Genomic DNA, 16,131 nt, shown 5'->3' with positions numbered 1-16,131 from the left:
ACGATCAGGCCGGACTCGTCTCCAGAGTCAACATGTTCGAGACGAAGGTTCTGGTGTCGAGGAAGGCCCTGTTACCGGACAATTCGGCAGAGACGATCAGAAGCGAACCAATGGCATCCGTCAACGCCATTCGATAGGTGTTCTCGCTGTTCGTTTCTTCCAGATCGCTTAGAACCTTCAGCGTATGCGTCGTCTCCGCGTGCAGACGTTCGATGTTGATGTTGCGCTCGGCCAATCGCGCGAACATGGCCTGAATGGCGGTTGCAGCTGCTTCCGGCATGTTCGGGGCATGCTGCGCGTGGCGCAGATGCATCAGATTGCGGCCGATCGTCATGATGGCAAGCGTGCCATGCAGATACGTATCCATCAGCGGCGTAACCTGCGAACCCGCATAACGGATCAATCGCTGCATGCTCTGCGTATTGCGGCCAATCCAGTGGTTTTCGTCCATCATGCGCACGGTGTGACGACTGATATGCCGCAGTCCCGAGAGAGCTTTCCCGCGCATGATCCAACAGACTCGGCGCTCATCGAACGGAAGAACGCATTTAAAGACGATGACACCGGCACCAAGCCCCAACAACAGGGCGATGGTATTGTTGAACCATTGTAATTCATTCAGGCGATGCTGGTTGTCCAGCCCCAGCAATGCGGGAAAGAACGTGTTGTATGACGCCGCCTGTAGCGCTGTCGGTCCATATTGCGCCGCCAGCCCGCCAATGAACATGAACGGTGTGATGGCAATCGCCAGCGCGCCGAAACTGGAGCCAAGCGGCACCAGAAGAAAAACCGGGATAATCGACGCAAGCGTAGCGACACATGCGCCATAGAAGAACTTATTGCTGACCAAAACGGTGTTCTCGAATGTCGCAAAGCGGCCGCATACGACGGCAATGAAGGACACGAACGCCGCACCGTTCGGCCACGCCGTGACTTCCCAGACAAGAGATGCCGCCAGGATAGCCGCCATCGAGCGCAAGCCGTTGTGCAACGCTGCCCGCCAGTTTGGGAAATGCCTCAGTCGGTAGCGATCCGGGTGGAGATTCTCTCGAGGATCTGCGCCGAAATAGCTGAGAAGCGCATGATATTCGTTGAGCATCAGGCGCACGCCCTGAAGTGCGATCCGATCGTTGATCGCAACCTTCTGGGCATCGCCACCGGCCATTTCCTGAACGAGGGTTCGCTCAACCGCTTCAATTGTCCTGGAAATCAGCGCATCGACCTGATTCCGCACCGAGACGACTTCTGCCTGAGCCGCAATACGCTGCGGCAAGGCCGACAGCAACTCGGTGGCGCGGATGATGATATCCTGCGACGTGGCGGACCGGTTCGGCACGGCAGCCAGGCGTGTCCTCAGGCCCAGACCACGAGACATGATGCGCGACAGGAGGCCGATCGTCGCATACGCGCATTGCACGGCACGCTCGTTGCGGCCGATCTCGACGGCGCTGAATTCGATCTGATCGTGCAGGGTCAGCGTCTGGCTGAAAACGGCACGGATATCACTTTCCGGCGGCGGTTCCTCGCGCAGAATATCCACAATCGCCGCCGTGGCACTGGTGATCGCCGAAAGCAGTCGCCCGCGCATCAGCTGCCGCGCCTGCCGGGCCATATCATGCGAGAAGATAAGGCCGGCCACCATCTCGCAGATGACGCCAAGAAAGATGTAGGTGCCACGCGCCATGGCGATCTGGAACACATGGTCCGGTTCGCTGCTCGCCCCCATGGCGATGATGGCGCAGGTATAGGCCGCCAGAACGAAGGCATAGGAGCGGAAATTGTGAACGAGGGTCGCCAGCCCCGCGCATAGCCCCGCCCAGATTGCCAGAGCCGGCAGAAAAAGCCACGGCGCCTGTGGAAACATGGCAAGCAGCGCGATCGCCGAAATCATGCCAAGGACGGTACCGACCAGTCGCCACCGTCCTTTGGACAGGCTTTCACCACGCGATCCCTGTGCGACGATCCATACCGTCATCGGCGCCCATTGCGGCTCGCCCAGCTCCATCCAGAACGCAATGGCCAGAGCGACCAACGCCGCAATCGTGTTCCGCAGCGCGAACATCAGACTGCCGGATTTCGGCGCATATATCCATGCGAATGGCCAGTCCGCCATCGGAACCCGACCGAGCGGACTGGCCGCAATCCATGTGACGAAACGCCTGCGCATGCTGCCTCATACTATACCTCACCTCAGGAGGACAGGCACATGCAATACCCAAATCGTCTTCGCCCGATCAGGATACATTCGTGGTGGATCGTCGGAACAGTCGGCGCCACCGGGAACCGAGGAGAAGGGCAAATCCTAGTTGTCTTGGACAAGCCGGCATCTTCAGTCACCACCACATATGAGGACTGGCAACGATCAACAATGCCAGCCAGGTAAGACCCACAAGCAGTCCAAGCAGCAAGCCATGGTCGGAAAACCAATGGCTCAGGCGCCCTGCCCACCCGTGATGCGGGGAATTCAGACGTATTTGCATGGGTTGCTCCTGTCGGGCGATCGATGCCCGACAGGAAGCTATATACTCTGAAACTTATTAGATTACAATACGTCAATCTTTTGGTTATCTTCAGGACGACTTTGACACGCGCTATCCATGTTCCGTGTCGATCCTCGCCCTGATTACGGTCCGGGATACGCAATCCACGCCCGCATTTTCGCGCATGCCGCCATACTTTCCCTAGCATTTCACGACTCAGTTCTTTATGCAGCGTCATCTCACGCTGATTTCGCCCTTCCTCGCGTTTCCCTGCGATGCGCCGCCGCGGTGCCTGCTGGCGTGGCTGTTTTCATTACCGAGTTACGAACCGAATGAGTTTCCCCGATACCGTCCCTCCCCTCGGCCGCGCGCTTGCGGCCCGCGGTTACGATACGCCGACGACCGTTCAGGCTGCTGTGCTGCAGCCCGGACTGGAACAGCGCGATCTGCTGGTGTCCGCGCAGACAGGATCGGGCAAGACAGTCGCGTTCGGCCTGGCCATCGCGCCGACACTTCTGCCGGATGGCGCGGAACGGGTGCCGTTCGTCGAACGCCCGCTCGCGCTCGTTATCGCCCCCACGCGCGAACTGGCCATGCAGGTTCAATCCGAGTTGCAGTGGCTCTATGCCGAGACAGGCGCCCGCATCGCGAGCTGCATCGGCGGTACGGATGCCCGCCGTGAGGCGCGCGCGCTGTCCAACGGCGCACATATCGTCGTCGGTACGCCGGGGCGTCTCTGCGACCATCTGAAACGCGGCAACCTGGACCTGAGCGGCCTTCGGGCGGTGGTTCTGGACGAAGCTGACGAGATGCTCGACCTTGGCTTCCGTGACGAGCTTGAGCAGTTGCTGGACGCGGCGCCCGCTGAGCGCCGCACCCTGCTGTTCTCCGCGACGATCGCCCGGGACATTGCAAATCTGGCGCGCCGTTTCCAGAAAAACGCAGAGCGGATCGATACCGCGTCCGGCGCGAAACAGCACGCGGACATCACCTACCAATGCGTCGTGACGGCACCCAACGAGCTTGGTCGCGCCGTGGTCAACGTCCTGCGTTACCATGAGAGCCCGACGGCCATGCTGTTCTGCAACACGCGCGCCATGGTCGCGCAGGTGCAGGCCGCCCTTCTGGAACGCGGCTTCGCTTCCGTCGCCATTTCCGGCGAGATGGGACAGAATGAACGGTCGCGCGCCATCGAGTCACTACGTTCCGGCATCGCGCGCGTCTGCGTCGCCACGGATGTCGCCGCTCGTGGCATCGACGTCCCGGCGCTCAATCTGGTGATCCACGCAAGCCTGCCGACGGAGAGCGCAACGCTCCTGCACCGATCAGGGCGCACTGGCCGCGCGGGACGCAAGGGCACGAGCGTGCTGATGGTGCCCGTCAACCAGCGTCGCCGTGCCGAACGTCTGCTGGCCCAGGCCAAGATCAACGATGCCGAGTGGGAAAGCGTCCCGACCGCGGAAGCCATTCATGCGCAGGATGCCAAGCGCCTGATGGACGACGCGGCGCTGTTCGCGCCGTCTCAGGCCACGGAAGACGAGCTGGCAAACCGCCTGGCGAATGCGCACGACGCACACCAGCTGGCCACGGCCCTCGTCCGCCTCTACTCGGCCCGTCTGCCGCAGGTGGAAAACATCCGCCCTGTCAGTGTCGAGGCGCCGACCCGTTCTCCGAGAGCCGAACGTACCGAGCGCCCGGAACGTCCGTCGCGTAACGAATCGCTTGGTGGCGAATGGTTCAGCCTGAGCATCGGCCGTTCGGAACGTGCCGATCCCAAATGGCTCATTCCCCTGATCTGCCGCCTCGGCAATGTTACGAAGCGCGACATCGGGTCCATTCGTATCAGCGGCGATCACACGCTGTTCGAGATCGCGCCGGACAGCGTCGGGCGTTTCCGCTCCTGCATCGAAGGCGCGGATGCCGACGAAGCGCGGATCGAACCGGCACAGGCACCGACAACCGATGCGAGCGGCACGCGCCCTGCCCGTTCGGCACGGCCGCCGCGGGAGCATACGGCGCCACGTCGTACCAATGCGGGCCCTCGTGGCGACAAGGCACCTTTCCGCAAGCCCAGCGCGGGAAAGAGCTCGACGCGCAAGCGCTATTGATCTGGTGCCGTCGCGTGTATGTTTCATCCAGCGCGACGGCCGATGCCTCTGTTGCTCATCCCTTCGTTTCGTTGCCCTGCTGAGGATTTGATATGCAAAAAGACCCGAAAGTCATCGATCATCTCAACACACAGCTGACGAATGAGCTCACCGCGATCAACCAGTATTTCCTCCATGCCCGGACGCTTCGCCACTGGGGCGTCACGAAGCTGGGCAAAAAGGAATACGACGAGTCCATCGAGGAAATGCATCATGCCGACTGGCTGATCGAGCGCATTCTCTATCTCGGTGGGTTACCGAACGTTCAGCGCCTTAATACGATCCTCATCGGGCAGGACGTCGAAGAGATCCTGAAGTGCGACCTCAAGCTTGAGGAGAAAGCGCTGGCTGATCTCCGCGAGGGTATCGCCTACTGCGAGTCGGTGCGCGACTATGTCTCTCGCGACCTGCTGCTGAAAATCCTCGCCAACGAGGAAGAGCATGAGGACTTCATCGACCGGCAACTCGACCTGATCAAGCAGGTCGGACTACCGCGATATATCACGCTTAACTCTTCTCCCGCTCCCGAGCAGGACTAACTGAAAAAGGCCGGTCTCTTCCGGGGACCGGCCTTTTTCTTTTTGACGCCCCATTCAGAGACAATACCGAATTCCTGTCCTTTCCGGACGGAAGGCCTTCAGTGATGAACGGCGATCCGCGATGGCTGATCCAGTTCGACGGCGCAACTGTCGTTAGCACCACGCTCCCGTAGAAGCGCACGCAGTACGCAAACAATCCCCCCGACACACCCGCCGCACTGTGCCCGGCAATTCCGCGCAGCATATATCTCGGCAGGCCGGGACGCCCCTTTTTCAACGGCGGTTTCGATGTCGCGATGGGTTAGTGCATTGCAGGAGCAAACGATCATTGGACGTTCCAGAACTCGAATATCCTCCGACGTAACGGCATTGAGAAACATTCGCAATATCAATTGAGAATATTTCTCATTCTTAATCGCCCACCCCGTCGATCGCTCGCCGCATGGCGTCCAGACGTCGGGCACGCGCCCGTATCGAGACGTCCGCATCTGGCGCGACGTCAAATGCATGGAAAGCGCCGGGGTAGATATCGACCTCGACAGCAACGCCTGCCGCCGCCAGGGCCTGCACGAACCGTATGTTCTCATCCAGAAAGAGATCGAGCGCGCCCGTCGATAGATAAAGCGGCGGAAGTCGCTCATAGTCGCTTTCGCGTGCAGGTGCCGCGTAGGGGGAAACGGCATCATGCGCCGTCGCGCCAAGATACGCATTCCAGGCAAATCGATTGCTTTCCCTCGTCCAGCAAAACTGCCCGACGACAGGATTATCCGTGGCATCCGCACGGTCATCCAACATGGGATAGACGAGATTCTGATAGGCAATCGGCGGCCCGGCACGATCCCGCGCCATCAGACAGAGAGCCGCCGCCAGATTGCCGCCCGCGCTTTCACCGGTGACGCCAATGCACTGTGAATCGATCCGCAATGCCTTCGCATTGTCATGCATCCACTCAAGCGCCGCATAACAGTCGTCGATAGCCGCCGGATAAGGGGCCTCGGGCGCCAGACGATAATCAACGGATACGATCACCACGCCGAGTGTCATGGCCATATGCCGTAGCGTGGGGAGGCTGCTCTCCGGCTTGCCCATCACAAGTCCACCGCCGTGGCAATGAAGAAGAGCGGGCGCCTTGTCGGCAAGGTCGTGCCGTTGGATTTTCAGGATACGTAGTGATGCCGGACCTGTCGGACCGGACAGATACTGTTCTTCGACCAGAACAGGTAAATCGTCCGGAAGCTGCGCAAGAATGAGCGCGTCGCTTCGCTCACGGCGCGCCGGCAGGGTGTGACGATTGACTGCCCCGCCAGGCAGGGCATCGAGAAAGGGCAGTAGCTGGGGATCGACCAGTTCCCTCGTATCAATCATTGTCCGCCTTTCCTTCATGTCAATGCGTCAGACGTGATCACCACGCAGACGTTTCGAAAGCTGCTCGACATGGCGCTCCACCGCGTCCGACGGCGGGGGTGGTTCGGGACCTATCGCCTCCAGCGTGGCGATCAGGGCTTCCATGACCACAAGCCGGGAAAACCACTTGTGATCGGAAGGCACGACAAACCACGGCGCTTCAGCCCGCGCGGTTCCCCGAATCGCCTGCTCGTATGCATCGGCGTAGGCGGGCCAGAATGCGCGCTCCGCAATATCACTTTCATCGAACTTCCAGCGCTTTTGCGGACGACTAAGCCGCCGGAGCAGGCGCTGGCGCTGTTCGTCGGGCGAAATATGCAGGAAGAACTTGACGATGATGATTCCCTGCCGCGTCAGGTAACGCTCGAAATGCCGAATATCCTGAAGACGATCGTCCCAGAATTCCGGACGATGCGGGTCGCCTTCAAGCCCTTCCGACGACAGCTTATCGGCATGAACGCGGGCGATCAGCACGTCTTCGTAGTGGCTACGGTTGAATATGCCGATCTGTCCGCGCTCCGGCACGGCGGCATGGATGCGCCAGAGGAAATCATGCTCCTGCTCGATCGCACTCGGCGCCTTGAAAGACGTTACACGCGTGCCCTGGGGATTGAGGCCGCTCATGACGTGGCGGATCAGACTGTCCTTTCCGGACGTGTCCATCCCCTGCAACACCACGAGGACGCCACGCGTTCGACCGGCTGCCAGACGCTCCTGCAATGTCGCAAGACGCTCACGCCGCGCGCGGATCAGCGCCTTGCCCGTAGCCTTGTCCAGGTCGCCGCGCTCCGCCGTCGGCATATCGGCCAGCGTGAACGCCTTGCCATCGTCGATGCGATAGTGCTCCGGAAGTCCCTTGCCAAACTCCGCGGCATCCGACGGCTCAGCCAACGGTTCTGTCCACCGCTAGCCCGGCAGATGCCTGACATACCGGCATCATTTCGATCCGGTTGATATTGACATGCGCTGGCTGGCTCAGCAGCCAGGACACCGTTTCGGCAATATCGTCGGAATTCAACGGCGTGGTGTCCTTGTAGACATCGGCCGCCTTCTGATCGTCGCGCAGCCGCACGTTACTGAACTCGCTCCCCCCGCAAAGACCCGGCTCGATATTGGTGACACGGATTTTCGTGCCCAGCAGATCTGTCCGCAAGTTCTGCATGAACTGTTTGACGAAGGCCTTCGTGGCGCCATAGACGTTCCCGCCGGTATACGGATAGGTTCCCGCCGTGCTGCCAAGGGAAATGATATAGCCCCGATTGCGTTCGACCATGCCCGGCAGCAGGGCGTGCGTCAGCGCGGCAACGCCTGTCACATTCGTTGCGATCATGGTCGTCCAGTCGTCGAGGCTGGCGTCCTGCGCCTTGCCCATGCCCAACGCTAACCCCGCGTTGTTGATCAGCACATCCACGTCGCGCCACGCCGCAGGCAGGCTTGTCGGCAGTGCCGTGATTGCGCCAAGATCCATCATGTCCAGCTCCAGCGGCAGGAGCCTGTCTTTTCCCAATGCATCCCGCAACGCGTTCAGCCGCTCCATCCGTCGGCCAATGGCGATAACGCGATGCCCTTCCTTTGCAAGACGCGTTGCAATGGCGTGGCCGAAGCCGGCGGTGGCGCCCGTCACCAGAACAGTGGACATAAAGTCATCCTTCCGAAAGAACCATGAACGCTCGATCAACTCGTATCGTTCTCACACGCGTCAGACTTGCCGATTGTCCGCCACCTTGCAAATATCGCGGCAATTGCCGACATTTTCATCATGAACCATGATGTCACCGATCCTGACACCGGTCTGACCGGTCGCCTTCTTGTCGCCAGCCCGGCTCTGTCCACCTCCGAGTTCGCACAGACGGTCATCTATATCTGCGCGCATTCACGCGAAGACGGCGCCATGGGACTGATCGTCAACAAGCGCCTGTCACAACCCAGCCTGGACGAAATGCTGACGCAGCTGGACATCACGCCCAATCCGCCCGCGCGCCGGATCGGGCTTTGTTCAGGCGGCCCCCTCGACAACGCCCGTGGATTCGTTCTGCATTCGTCGGACTGGAGCAGCGAAGGCAGCCTGCATGTCGATGACGGCACAGTATTGAGCGTCGGACTCGACGTCCTGCGTGCCATCGCCGAGGGAGATGGACCGCAGAAGGCCCTGCTGGCACTCGGCCATGCCGCCTGGGGCGCGGGACAGGTGGAAGACGAGATGATTCGTGGCAATGCGTGGCTGATCGCGCCAGCCAGTGACGAAATTCTCTATGGTGCCGATCATCAGTCCAAATGGCGCCGGGCATTGGCGGCGATCGATATCGATCCACTGACCCTTCCCGACGTCGTAGGCCACGCTTGATCCTTCCATCGGCGCATGCCGTCACCCGTGACCACGGTCGAACCGGATGCGTCGCCGGTCTTGCCCCGATTGTCGGGCACCCATGGTCGTGAGTCAGGGTGCTGCGCAAATCGGCGACATGCGCATTTTCATGTGCGTCACGTTTCTTTTCCGCCCGGAACGCCTTCGCTATCTTTTCGAGACGATCGCCAGCGCAGCGGAATGGGGTGCGCAGGATGTATCCTGCGTGATCTTCACAGAGGCAGCCGAGGAAGATCGCCTGACCACCCTGACTCGCCTGCTTGCCAAGCTTCAGCGCTCGTCCTTCAGAATTGCCATTTCAAGTCATCCCGACGTCGCGAAACGGCCACGACACCTGCCATGGCAGCACAAGATGGCCATGCGGAATGCGTATGAAAACTTACCGGAAGCCTATACGCATTACCTGTATATCGAGGACGATCTGCGACTGACCCGTTCCAATCTCCAATACTTTCTCGACTTTTCCGAAAATCTCACACCCTACGGCCTGCTACCCGGCTTCGTTCGCTACGAATTCAATGTCCGGGAAGGCGATATCTTCACGACGGATCAGCAGGGCCGACAGCGCCTTTCCGGCAAGACCATGGTCCGTATCGATGGTCGTGATTTCATCTCGCTCGACGTCCCCTATGCGGGCATGTTCATCGTCGAACGGCATATGATGCCCCAATATCTCGAAAGCCCGGCAGCGGACCGGATCGAAAGCCGGTCGCTGGTGGAATGGGGTACGCCGGAACGCGCCGCCATGGGCCTGACCTGGACGGACGTCCCCGCCGATTTCCCCTCGCGCATGGTCGTCCCCCTGAAGCCGGGCACGACGATGCCGGACCCGATGTGCTGGGTCCATCACCTTCCCGACAACTACACCAACGATTACGCCGATACTCCCAACTTCATTCTGGGCAAAACGCGCATGGACGATATTTTCGAGGATGCCGACGCAATCGGAGACGAACGGCGATACATCAGTTGCGCCGAGGCCCTGTCACAGGATTGCCCGGGCATCGAGCTTATCCGCGAACTTTATCCAAGCAGGCACTATGGCCGCCCTGAGCCGCTCCTGCATGCCGAGCCGGATTTTGCCGATGCGGTCCGCAGGCTCTACCAGCAAATCGACCAGGAAAATCCCGCTTCCCTGCTCGTCCACCTGAAGCATGCTTTCCTTCTCGGATCGGTCATCTACCTCGGCGAAGGCCATGGTCTGACCATGCTGTACGAGACCTACCGACCGAACGACCGCGGTTACGTTACCGCCCCCCTGCCCCGGGAAATCCGCCAGATGTTCTGGATCGATATTCCGAACGAGGCAGACACCATTCATCTCTATGTCGGTTCGGCAGGCGTGGGAAATTACGGCCACTGGCTCGTGGACGACCTGCCGCGCATGGAAGCCGCATTCGCCCTGCGGGAAGCATATCCGAATCGCCATATCCGAATTCTGATGGATTCCGCCAATGAGCATCTCGATACCATCAAGGTTCAGAGCATCATTCGCTATGTCCGCGGCCTGACCAACATCTCGCTACAATACCTGCACCCTTTTCGGCTCTATCGCAGCAGGACACTGTTCTATGCATCACCGGTCAGCAATCATCCCCTGACAAAATCTCCGGACGCGCTCGATACCTTGTATCGACGCATTACCGCGGACCTGCCGCAAGACGGCCCGCGTCTTCTCTTCGTCTCGCGGCGAGCGCCTTATTCGCGCACACTTCTCAACCATGACGATGTCGAAAGAGAACTTGCAGCCGCCGGTTTCCAGACGTGCGTGATCGATACGCAGAGCTTCGATGAGCAGGTCTCCCTTTTCGCAAACGCCGATGTCATCGTGGGGTGCATGGGGGCCGCCATGACCAATCTTGCCTTCGCCAGGCCGGGAGCAAAAGTTATCTTTCTGGCGCCAGACGGCTGGATCGAGCCGTTCTTCTGGGATCTCGCCGCCCTGCGCGGCCTACGCTACGCCGCCCTGTATGGCGCGACGGAAAAAAATGATCTCCCGCCGCACCTGCGTTCCTACTGGATCGGCATCGAACCGCTCATGGCATTGCTCGAGCGGATCACCGAAAACTAACGCGCCAGATACAGGGTCTCAGCCCTCAAACATATGCGTGGCGTGCGTGACGGCACCACCAGCACGAATCGCCGCCGCAACCATTGCCGCCTCGGACAATTGAGCGTCCGTCGCACCTGCTTCACGGGCTGCCTTCGTGTGCAACTCGATACAATACGGGCACTGCGTTGTCAGCGCGACGCCGAGCGCGATCAGTTCCTTGGTCAGACGGTCCAGAGCCCCATCCGCGAATGCCGCTTCATTGAATGCCCAGAACGCCTTGGTCGCTGCCGGGGCGCTTTTGTTGATCGTCGCCAGATTGCCGAGTTTCTTCATGTCATACATGGATGTTGATCTTTCCTGCCTCATCGCGTCTCGATCAGACGCTATCGGGCGGCCCGGCTTGCTCGATAGCGCAACGCCGGCACCACATAACTGCCCGGTCGATCATATCCAAAGGCGGCAATGCCAAGAACGGCAAAACGCCCTGTCCCGATCACAGCTTGCGGAGCGCAATCGCTTGCCCTTCGGCCGCGAGAGCGTTAGAAGCCCGCGTCATTCCTGTGCGCCAAGCACATCGTCGAACCCCGGGAACATTCTTATGAAACAGCAGGCGAACCTCATTCGCGCCGGTCAGGTCATCGAGCACGAAGGCCGTCGCTGGACGGTCCTCAAGCAGCAGATCATCACGCCCGGCAAGGGCGGTGCCTTCATCCAGGTCGAGATGCGTGATCTGAACACGGGGAACAAGACCAACGAACGCTGGCGCACGGCCGATTCGGTCGAGCGCCTGATGACGGAGGACAAGGATTACAACTACTCCTACGAGGACGGCGACAACATCGTCCTGATGGATCCGGAGACCTTCGAGCAGGTCATGCTGCACAAGGACATCTTCGGCGACCAGCTGCCTTTCCTCCAGGACAACATGCCGCTGAACGTCAAGCTGGTCGAAGGCGATCCGGTCGGCGTGTCCCTTCCGCCGCAGGTCACGCTGGAAATCGTCGAGGCCGATCCGGTCGTCAAGGGCCAGACCGCCAGCTCCTCCTACAAGCCGGCTGTCCTGTCCAATGGCGTCAAGACCATGGTGCCGCCGTTCATCGAGGCCGGCGAACGCGTGGTCATCCGCACGGAAGACGCCAGCTACGTGGAGCGTGCAAAGGGCTGACGCGCCCGGCAAACTCCTATTACTCCCTGTTCTTTTAAACGACCGATCGGAAACCAACGCCATGCGCCTGTCCCCGCACATGACCGTCATGCAGAACGCTGCCCAGAAAGCGGCCCGACGCCTGTTGCGCGATTTCGCAGAAGTCGAGCAACTGCAGGTCAGCATCAAGGGGCCGGGCGATTTCGTATCGCAGGCCGACCTGCGCGCGGAAACGACGATCCGCGAGGAACTTGCACGCGCGCGTCCGGGCTACGCTTTCCTGATGGAGGAAAGCGGTGCTTCGGGCGGTGATAACTGGACATGGCGCTGGATCGTCGATCCGCTGGACGGCACATCGAATTTCCTGCATGGCATCCCGCAATGGGCCATCTCGATTGGCTTGCAGCGCAAGCTCTCCGATGGCCTGACGGAGATGGCGGCCGCGCTGGTCTATAACCCGGTCAATAACGAGATGTTCTGGGCGGAAAAAGGCGTGGGCGCCTTCCTAAACGAGCGCCGTCTGCGTGTCTCCGCGCGGCGCGAGATGTCCGAGGCGCTTTTCGCAACAGGCATTCCCTTCGCGAAGGTCCCCGCGCAACGTCGCCTGCCGTTCGCCCGCACGCTCGGCGCGCTGATGCCGCAGGTCGCCGGCATCCGTCGCTTTGGCGCCGCGGCGCTCGATCTCGCCTGGGTGGCGGCAGGTCGCTACGAAGGGTTCTGGGAAATCGGCCTCAAGCCCTGGGATTGCGCGGCGGGGCTTCTACTAGTGCGTGAAGCCGGCGGCTATGCCACCGACCCCGAAGGTCATGAAATCACCGACCTCGACGATGACGTGAACGTGGTGGCGGGCAATGCTCATCTGCATGGTCCGCTGCGCAACATCGTGCACGAGGCACTGACCCGCAAAGCCTGATTCGCAAATCGTCACAAGCGGAGGCATTGCTAGGCGCAACGTGACGCGGCTAGGATCGCCTCCGATATGAACCGGCCGCTTCGCTCCCCCTCTCCGATCCTGGCGATATGCGCCGCCGCATTCATGACGGCAGCGTCTGGCCAATCGGCTCGCGCGCAGGTCTCGACCAATATCGAGGCCCTGCCCGAAGCACCTCCCGCAAAGAAGAACGCGGCCAGTCCATCGACGCAGGCCCTCCACCCGCGTCACACCAGTTCAAGCGCCGCGCAACCCGACGCCAAGTCACAGACGAAACAGGCGCCTATCCCGGCTCAGCCGCACGCAACCGCGTCGCAGCGTGTGGGCGCACCACCCGATGTGCCGCCCCATCCGCCGGCGCCCGTCGTCATTCCGCCGCCCGCCGTCGCGGTCGCTACCCATCCGCCGGTCCCCGCGGCCCCCGTAACGGCCGTCGCCACCGCGAAGAACACGCTCACGATGCATCCGGATGGCCTGCAATTGACGTTCGATCCGGACAGCGCCGACCTCAATCCGGATACGCTATCGAAACTGAAAGACATCGGCGCGGAATATGCCCGAAATCCCGGGCTTCGCCTGACACTGCTCGCCTATGCGAACGGCAATCCGGACGATCTCTCCACACCACGGCGCGTGGCATTGGCCCGTGCGCTGGCTGTCCGTTCCGTATTGATCAATGCCGGGGTCGCCACCACGCGGATTTATCCGCGCGCCATCGGACTGCCGCCCTCCTCCGATCAGGCGCCGCGCGATCGTCTGGACATCTCCGCGCAGGGCGCTGTCCCCGCCAATGCCAATCAGGCCCAGTTTGGCGTCGCGCCGCAAACCTCCACCCCTGCCCCGAAGGCCGCCCCGTGACAAAACCGACGATCTTCCTGCTCCGGATGGGCCTGTTCCTGTTGCTCGTCCTCGCCGTAGCGGCCCTGCTGTCTTCGACGCTTTACGCCGCGTTCTTCAATAATCCACTGCTCAATGGGCTCATCCTAGCGATCCTGATGTTCGGGATTCTCTGGAACCTGCGCATCGTGCAGCGCCTGATGCCGGAAGTACGCTGGGTGGAGATGCTACGGCACCCGCGCACAGGTCTGGCGCCGCCGAACCCACCCCGCCTCCTCGCGCCGATGGCCAGCATGCTGGCAGCACGCAATCGCACGGACCGGTTCACGCTTTCCACGCATGCCACGCAGGCGATGCTGGACAGTCTATCATCCAGGCTGGACGAATCGCGGGAAATCTCCCGCTACATGACCGGGCTGCTCATCTTCCTCGGCCTTCTGGGAACATTCTACGGACTGCTGCTGACCGTCAGTTCGATCGCGAACGTCATTGGCGGCATGTCGGTCGGCAGCGGCGATCTCGACGCCATGTTCGCTCAGTTGAAAAGCGGTCTGGCACAGCCCCTGCACGGCATGTCAACGGCATTTTCCGGCTCGATGTTCGGCCTCGCCAGCGCGCTCGTGCTGGGTTTCCTTGATCTGACGGCCGGACAGGCGCAAACCCGCTTCTTCAACGAGCTCGAGGAATGGCTGGCTGGCGTTACCCGCTTCGGTGGCGCGGGACCGGAAATCAGCGATACGTCCGTGCCGGCCTATGTTCAGGCGCTGCTCGAGCAGACGGCCGAAAACCTCGAAACCCTGCAAAACGTCGTCTCCCGTGGCGAGGAAGGCCGGGTCCGGCAGATGCAGCTGCTCGATGGCCTTCAGGAGCGCCTGCGCGGCATGACGGAACTGCTCTCCGCCAATCAGAAACTCATGAGCCGCGTGGCGGAAGCGCAGGTCGCGCTCGTGCCATTCCTCAAGCAGGTTGGCGAGGCATCCACGCCCGGAACCGCGTCTTTCGACGACGCTCGCCAGGGTCGCGATCAATTGGCCCGGATCGAAGGCCTGATGGTCCGCCTGATCGAGGAACTGCACGAAGGCCGCGCGCAGGTCAGCGGGGAAATCCGGAACGATCTGCGCGTTTTGGCCCGCACGATCGCCGCTTCGTCGGGTTCGACGAACGCCCAGTCCCAGCAACTCGGCTGAGGCACGCATATGGCTCGTCGCAATCGCCGTTCGTCGCCCAACACGCTGGATGCATGGCCCGGCTACGTGGACGCGCTGTCCACGTTGCTGATGGTCGTCACTTTCGTGCTGCTCGTCTTCGTGCTGGGTCAGGCTTTCCTGTCCGTATCGCTCAATCGGCGAACACACACGCTGGACGCACTCAGGCAGCAGCTATCAGCGCTCGAACGCACGCTGTCCATGACGCAGGATCGCAACCATCAGCTTGACGCAATGGTCGCCTCCCTGACGACGGAGCGCGACAGGACGAAAGCGCAGGCCGACGCACTGACCGCGCAGATCGGCACGTTGACCGGCACGATCGCCCAGAAGGATCAGGCTCTGGCCGCGGCCGGACAGGCGACCCAGAGCGATCAGGCCACGATCGCGCAGCTCAAGTCGCAGCTGGATCAGTTGAACCAGCAGCTTCAGGCCATCGGACAGGCGCTCGATATCGCCAAAAAGGACATGGCCGCCCGCGATGCGCAGATAACGGATCTCGGCAACAAACTGAACGTGGCGCTCGCCGACAGGGTCAACCAGCTCAAGCGCTATCGTTCCGAATTCTTTGGTCGCCTGCGCGATATCCTCAAGAACCAGCAGGGTGTCGAGATCGTCGGGGACCGCTTCGTTTTCCAAAGCTCGATCCTGTTTCCGCAAGGCAGCGCCACGCTGACGCCGGAAGGCGAACGCGAGATCGCGACGCTGGCGCATACGTTCAAGCAGGTTTCCAGTCAGATCCCGACAGATATTCCGTGGATCCTGCGGATCGATGGTCATGCCGATCGCCAGCCTATCCACAGCGCCTTTCCCAGCAACTGGGAATTGTCCTCCGCGCGCGCGATCACGGTCGTTCGCGTGCTGATCCATGAAGGCGTCGACCCACGGCATCTTGCGGCCACCGGCTTCGCTGACTTCCAGCCGCTGGACAATGCCGATACGCCTGCCGCCTATGCACGCAACCGCCGGATCGAATTCAGACTGACGGATCGCTGAGGCGCACGAAAATAAAACGCGCGCATCGGG

General features: G+C 61.1%; 15 protein-coding genes. 9 read left to right on the top strand and 6 right to left on the bottom strand.

Going from position 1 to position 16,131, the window contains the following annotated elements:
* Positions 1-4 precede the first annotated feature (4 nt).
* Positions 5-2,167, bottom strand: coding sequence for an FUSC family protein (locus A0U93_RS14590; protein WP_245824944.1), 2,163 nt, complete (start codon positions 2,165-2,167; stop codon positions 5-7).
* Positions 2,168-2,812: 645 nt separating this feature from the next.
* On the opposite strand from A0U93_RS14590, the gene A0U93_RS14585 reads away from it, so the two are divergent.
* Both A0U93_RS14585 and bfr read left to right on the top strand, forming a co-directional pair.
* A complete protein-coding gene (locus A0U93_RS14585) occupies positions 2,813-4,588 on the top strand; it encodes a DEAD/DEAH box helicase (protein WP_077807963.1) in 1,776 nt (591 codons plus the stop codon).
* 92 nt (positions 4,589-4,680) lie between these two features.
* Positions 4,681-5,166 (top strand): bacterioferritin, encoded by a 486-nt coding sequence (gene bfr, locus A0U93_RS14580; RefSeq protein ID WP_077807962.1) that lies wholly within the window; start codon positions 4,681-4,683, stop codon positions 5,164-5,166.
* A 98-nt stretch (positions 5,167-5,264) separates the two neighbouring features.
* On the opposite strand, the gene A0U93_RS14575 is transcribed toward bfr, so the two are convergent.
* From A0U93_RS14575 to A0U93_RS14560, 4 genes are all read right to left on the bottom strand, one after another.
* Entirely contained in the window at positions 5,265-5,495 is a 231-nt protein-coding gene (locus A0U93_RS14575) for a (2Fe-2S)-binding protein (RefSeq protein WP_077808580.1), read from the bottom strand.
* 82 nt (positions 5,496-5,577) lie between these two features.
* Positions 5,578-6,531: an alpha/beta hydrolase gene (locus A0U93_RS14570; RefSeq protein ID WP_211274018.1), complete on the bottom strand. Its 954-nt coding sequence runs from the start codon at positions 6,529-6,531 to the stop codon at positions 5,578-5,580.
* A 27-nt stretch (positions 6,532-6,558) separates the two neighbouring features.
* Entirely contained in the window at positions 6,559-7,461 is a 903-nt protein-coding gene (locus A0U93_RS14565) for a PPK2 family polyphosphate kinase (protein ID WP_245824943.1), read from the bottom strand.
* Complete coding sequence (locus tag A0U93_RS14560; RefSeq protein WP_077808577.1) at positions 7,454-8,209, bottom strand: SDR family NAD(P)-dependent oxidoreductase; 756 nt, start codon at positions 8,207-8,209, stop codon at positions 7,454-7,456. The genes A0U93_RS14565 and A0U93_RS14560 overlap by 8 nt, the downstream gene beginning before the upstream one ends.
* A gap of 120 nt (positions 8,210-8,329) precedes the next feature.
* Between A0U93_RS14560 and A0U93_RS14555 the strand changes: the two genes are divergently transcribed.
* Together A0U93_RS14555 and A0U93_RS14550 are read left to right on the top strand one after the other, a co-directional pair.
* On the top strand, positions 8,330-8,914 hold the full coding sequence (locus A0U93_RS14555) for a YqgE/AlgH family protein (protein ID WP_077808576.1): 585 nt from the start codon (positions 8,330-8,332) through the stop codon (positions 8,912-8,914).
* A gap of 118 nt (positions 8,915-9,032) precedes the next feature.
* Positions 9,033-11,006 (top strand): glycosyltransferase family 61 protein, encoded by a 1,974-nt coding sequence (locus tag A0U93_RS14550; RefSeq protein WP_169852778.1) that lies wholly within the window; start codon positions 9,033-9,035, stop codon positions 11,004-11,006.
* 18 nt (positions 11,007-11,024) lie between these two features.
* On the opposite strand, the gene A0U93_RS14545 is transcribed toward A0U93_RS14550, so the two are convergent.
* On the bottom strand, positions 11,025-11,330 hold the full coding sequence (locus tag A0U93_RS14545; RefSeq protein WP_077807960.1) for a carboxymuconolactone decarboxylase family protein: 306 nt from the start codon (positions 11,328-11,330) through the stop codon (positions 11,025-11,027).
* A gap of 256 nt (positions 11,331-11,586) precedes the next feature.
* On the opposite strand from A0U93_RS14545, the gene efp reads away from it, so the two are divergent.
* From efp to A0U93_RS14520, 5 genes are all read left to right on the top strand, one after another.
* Positions 11,587-12,153, top strand: a complete 567-nt coding sequence (efp, locus tag A0U93_RS14540; protein WP_077807959.1) for an elongation factor P — start codon at positions 11,587-11,589, stop codon at positions 12,151-12,153.
* 61 nt (positions 12,154-12,214) lie between these two features.
* The gene (locus A0U93_RS14535) at positions 12,215-13,045 is read left to right on the top strand and encodes an inositol monophosphatase family protein (RefSeq protein WP_077807958.1); all 831 of its coding nucleotides are present in this window, start codon (positions 12,215-12,217) and stop codon (positions 13,043-13,045) included.
* Positions 13,046-13,111: 66 nt separating this feature from the next.
* Positions 13,112-13,921 (top strand): OmpA family protein, encoded by an 810-nt coding sequence (locus tag A0U93_RS14530; protein WP_147150680.1) that lies wholly within the window; start codon positions 13,112-13,114, stop codon positions 13,919-13,921.
* Complete coding sequence (locus tag A0U93_RS14525; protein ID WP_077807957.1) at positions 13,918-15,087, top strand: flagellar motor protein MotA; 1,170 nt, start codon at positions 13,918-13,920, stop codon at positions 15,085-15,087. Before A0U93_RS14530 ends, A0U93_RS14525 begins: the two co-directional genes overlap by 4 nt.
* Positions 15,088-15,096: 9 nt before the next feature.
* The gene (locus tag A0U93_RS14520) at positions 15,097-16,101 is read left to right on the top strand and encodes a peptidoglycan -binding protein (protein WP_077807956.1); all 1,005 of its coding nucleotides are present in this window, start codon (positions 15,097-15,099) and stop codon (positions 16,099-16,101) included.
* The last annotated feature ends 30 nt before the right edge of the window (positions 16,102-16,131 follow it).

The organism is Neoasaia chiangmaiensis (assembly GCF_002005465.1).
Classification (GTDB): Bacteria; Pseudomonadota; Alphaproteobacteria; order Acetobacterales; family Acetobacteraceae; genus Neoasaia; species Neoasaia chiangmaiensis.
The sequence above is the reverse complement of the archived record's forward strand: the minus strand, read 5'-3'. Positions and strand labels throughout refer to the sequence as shown.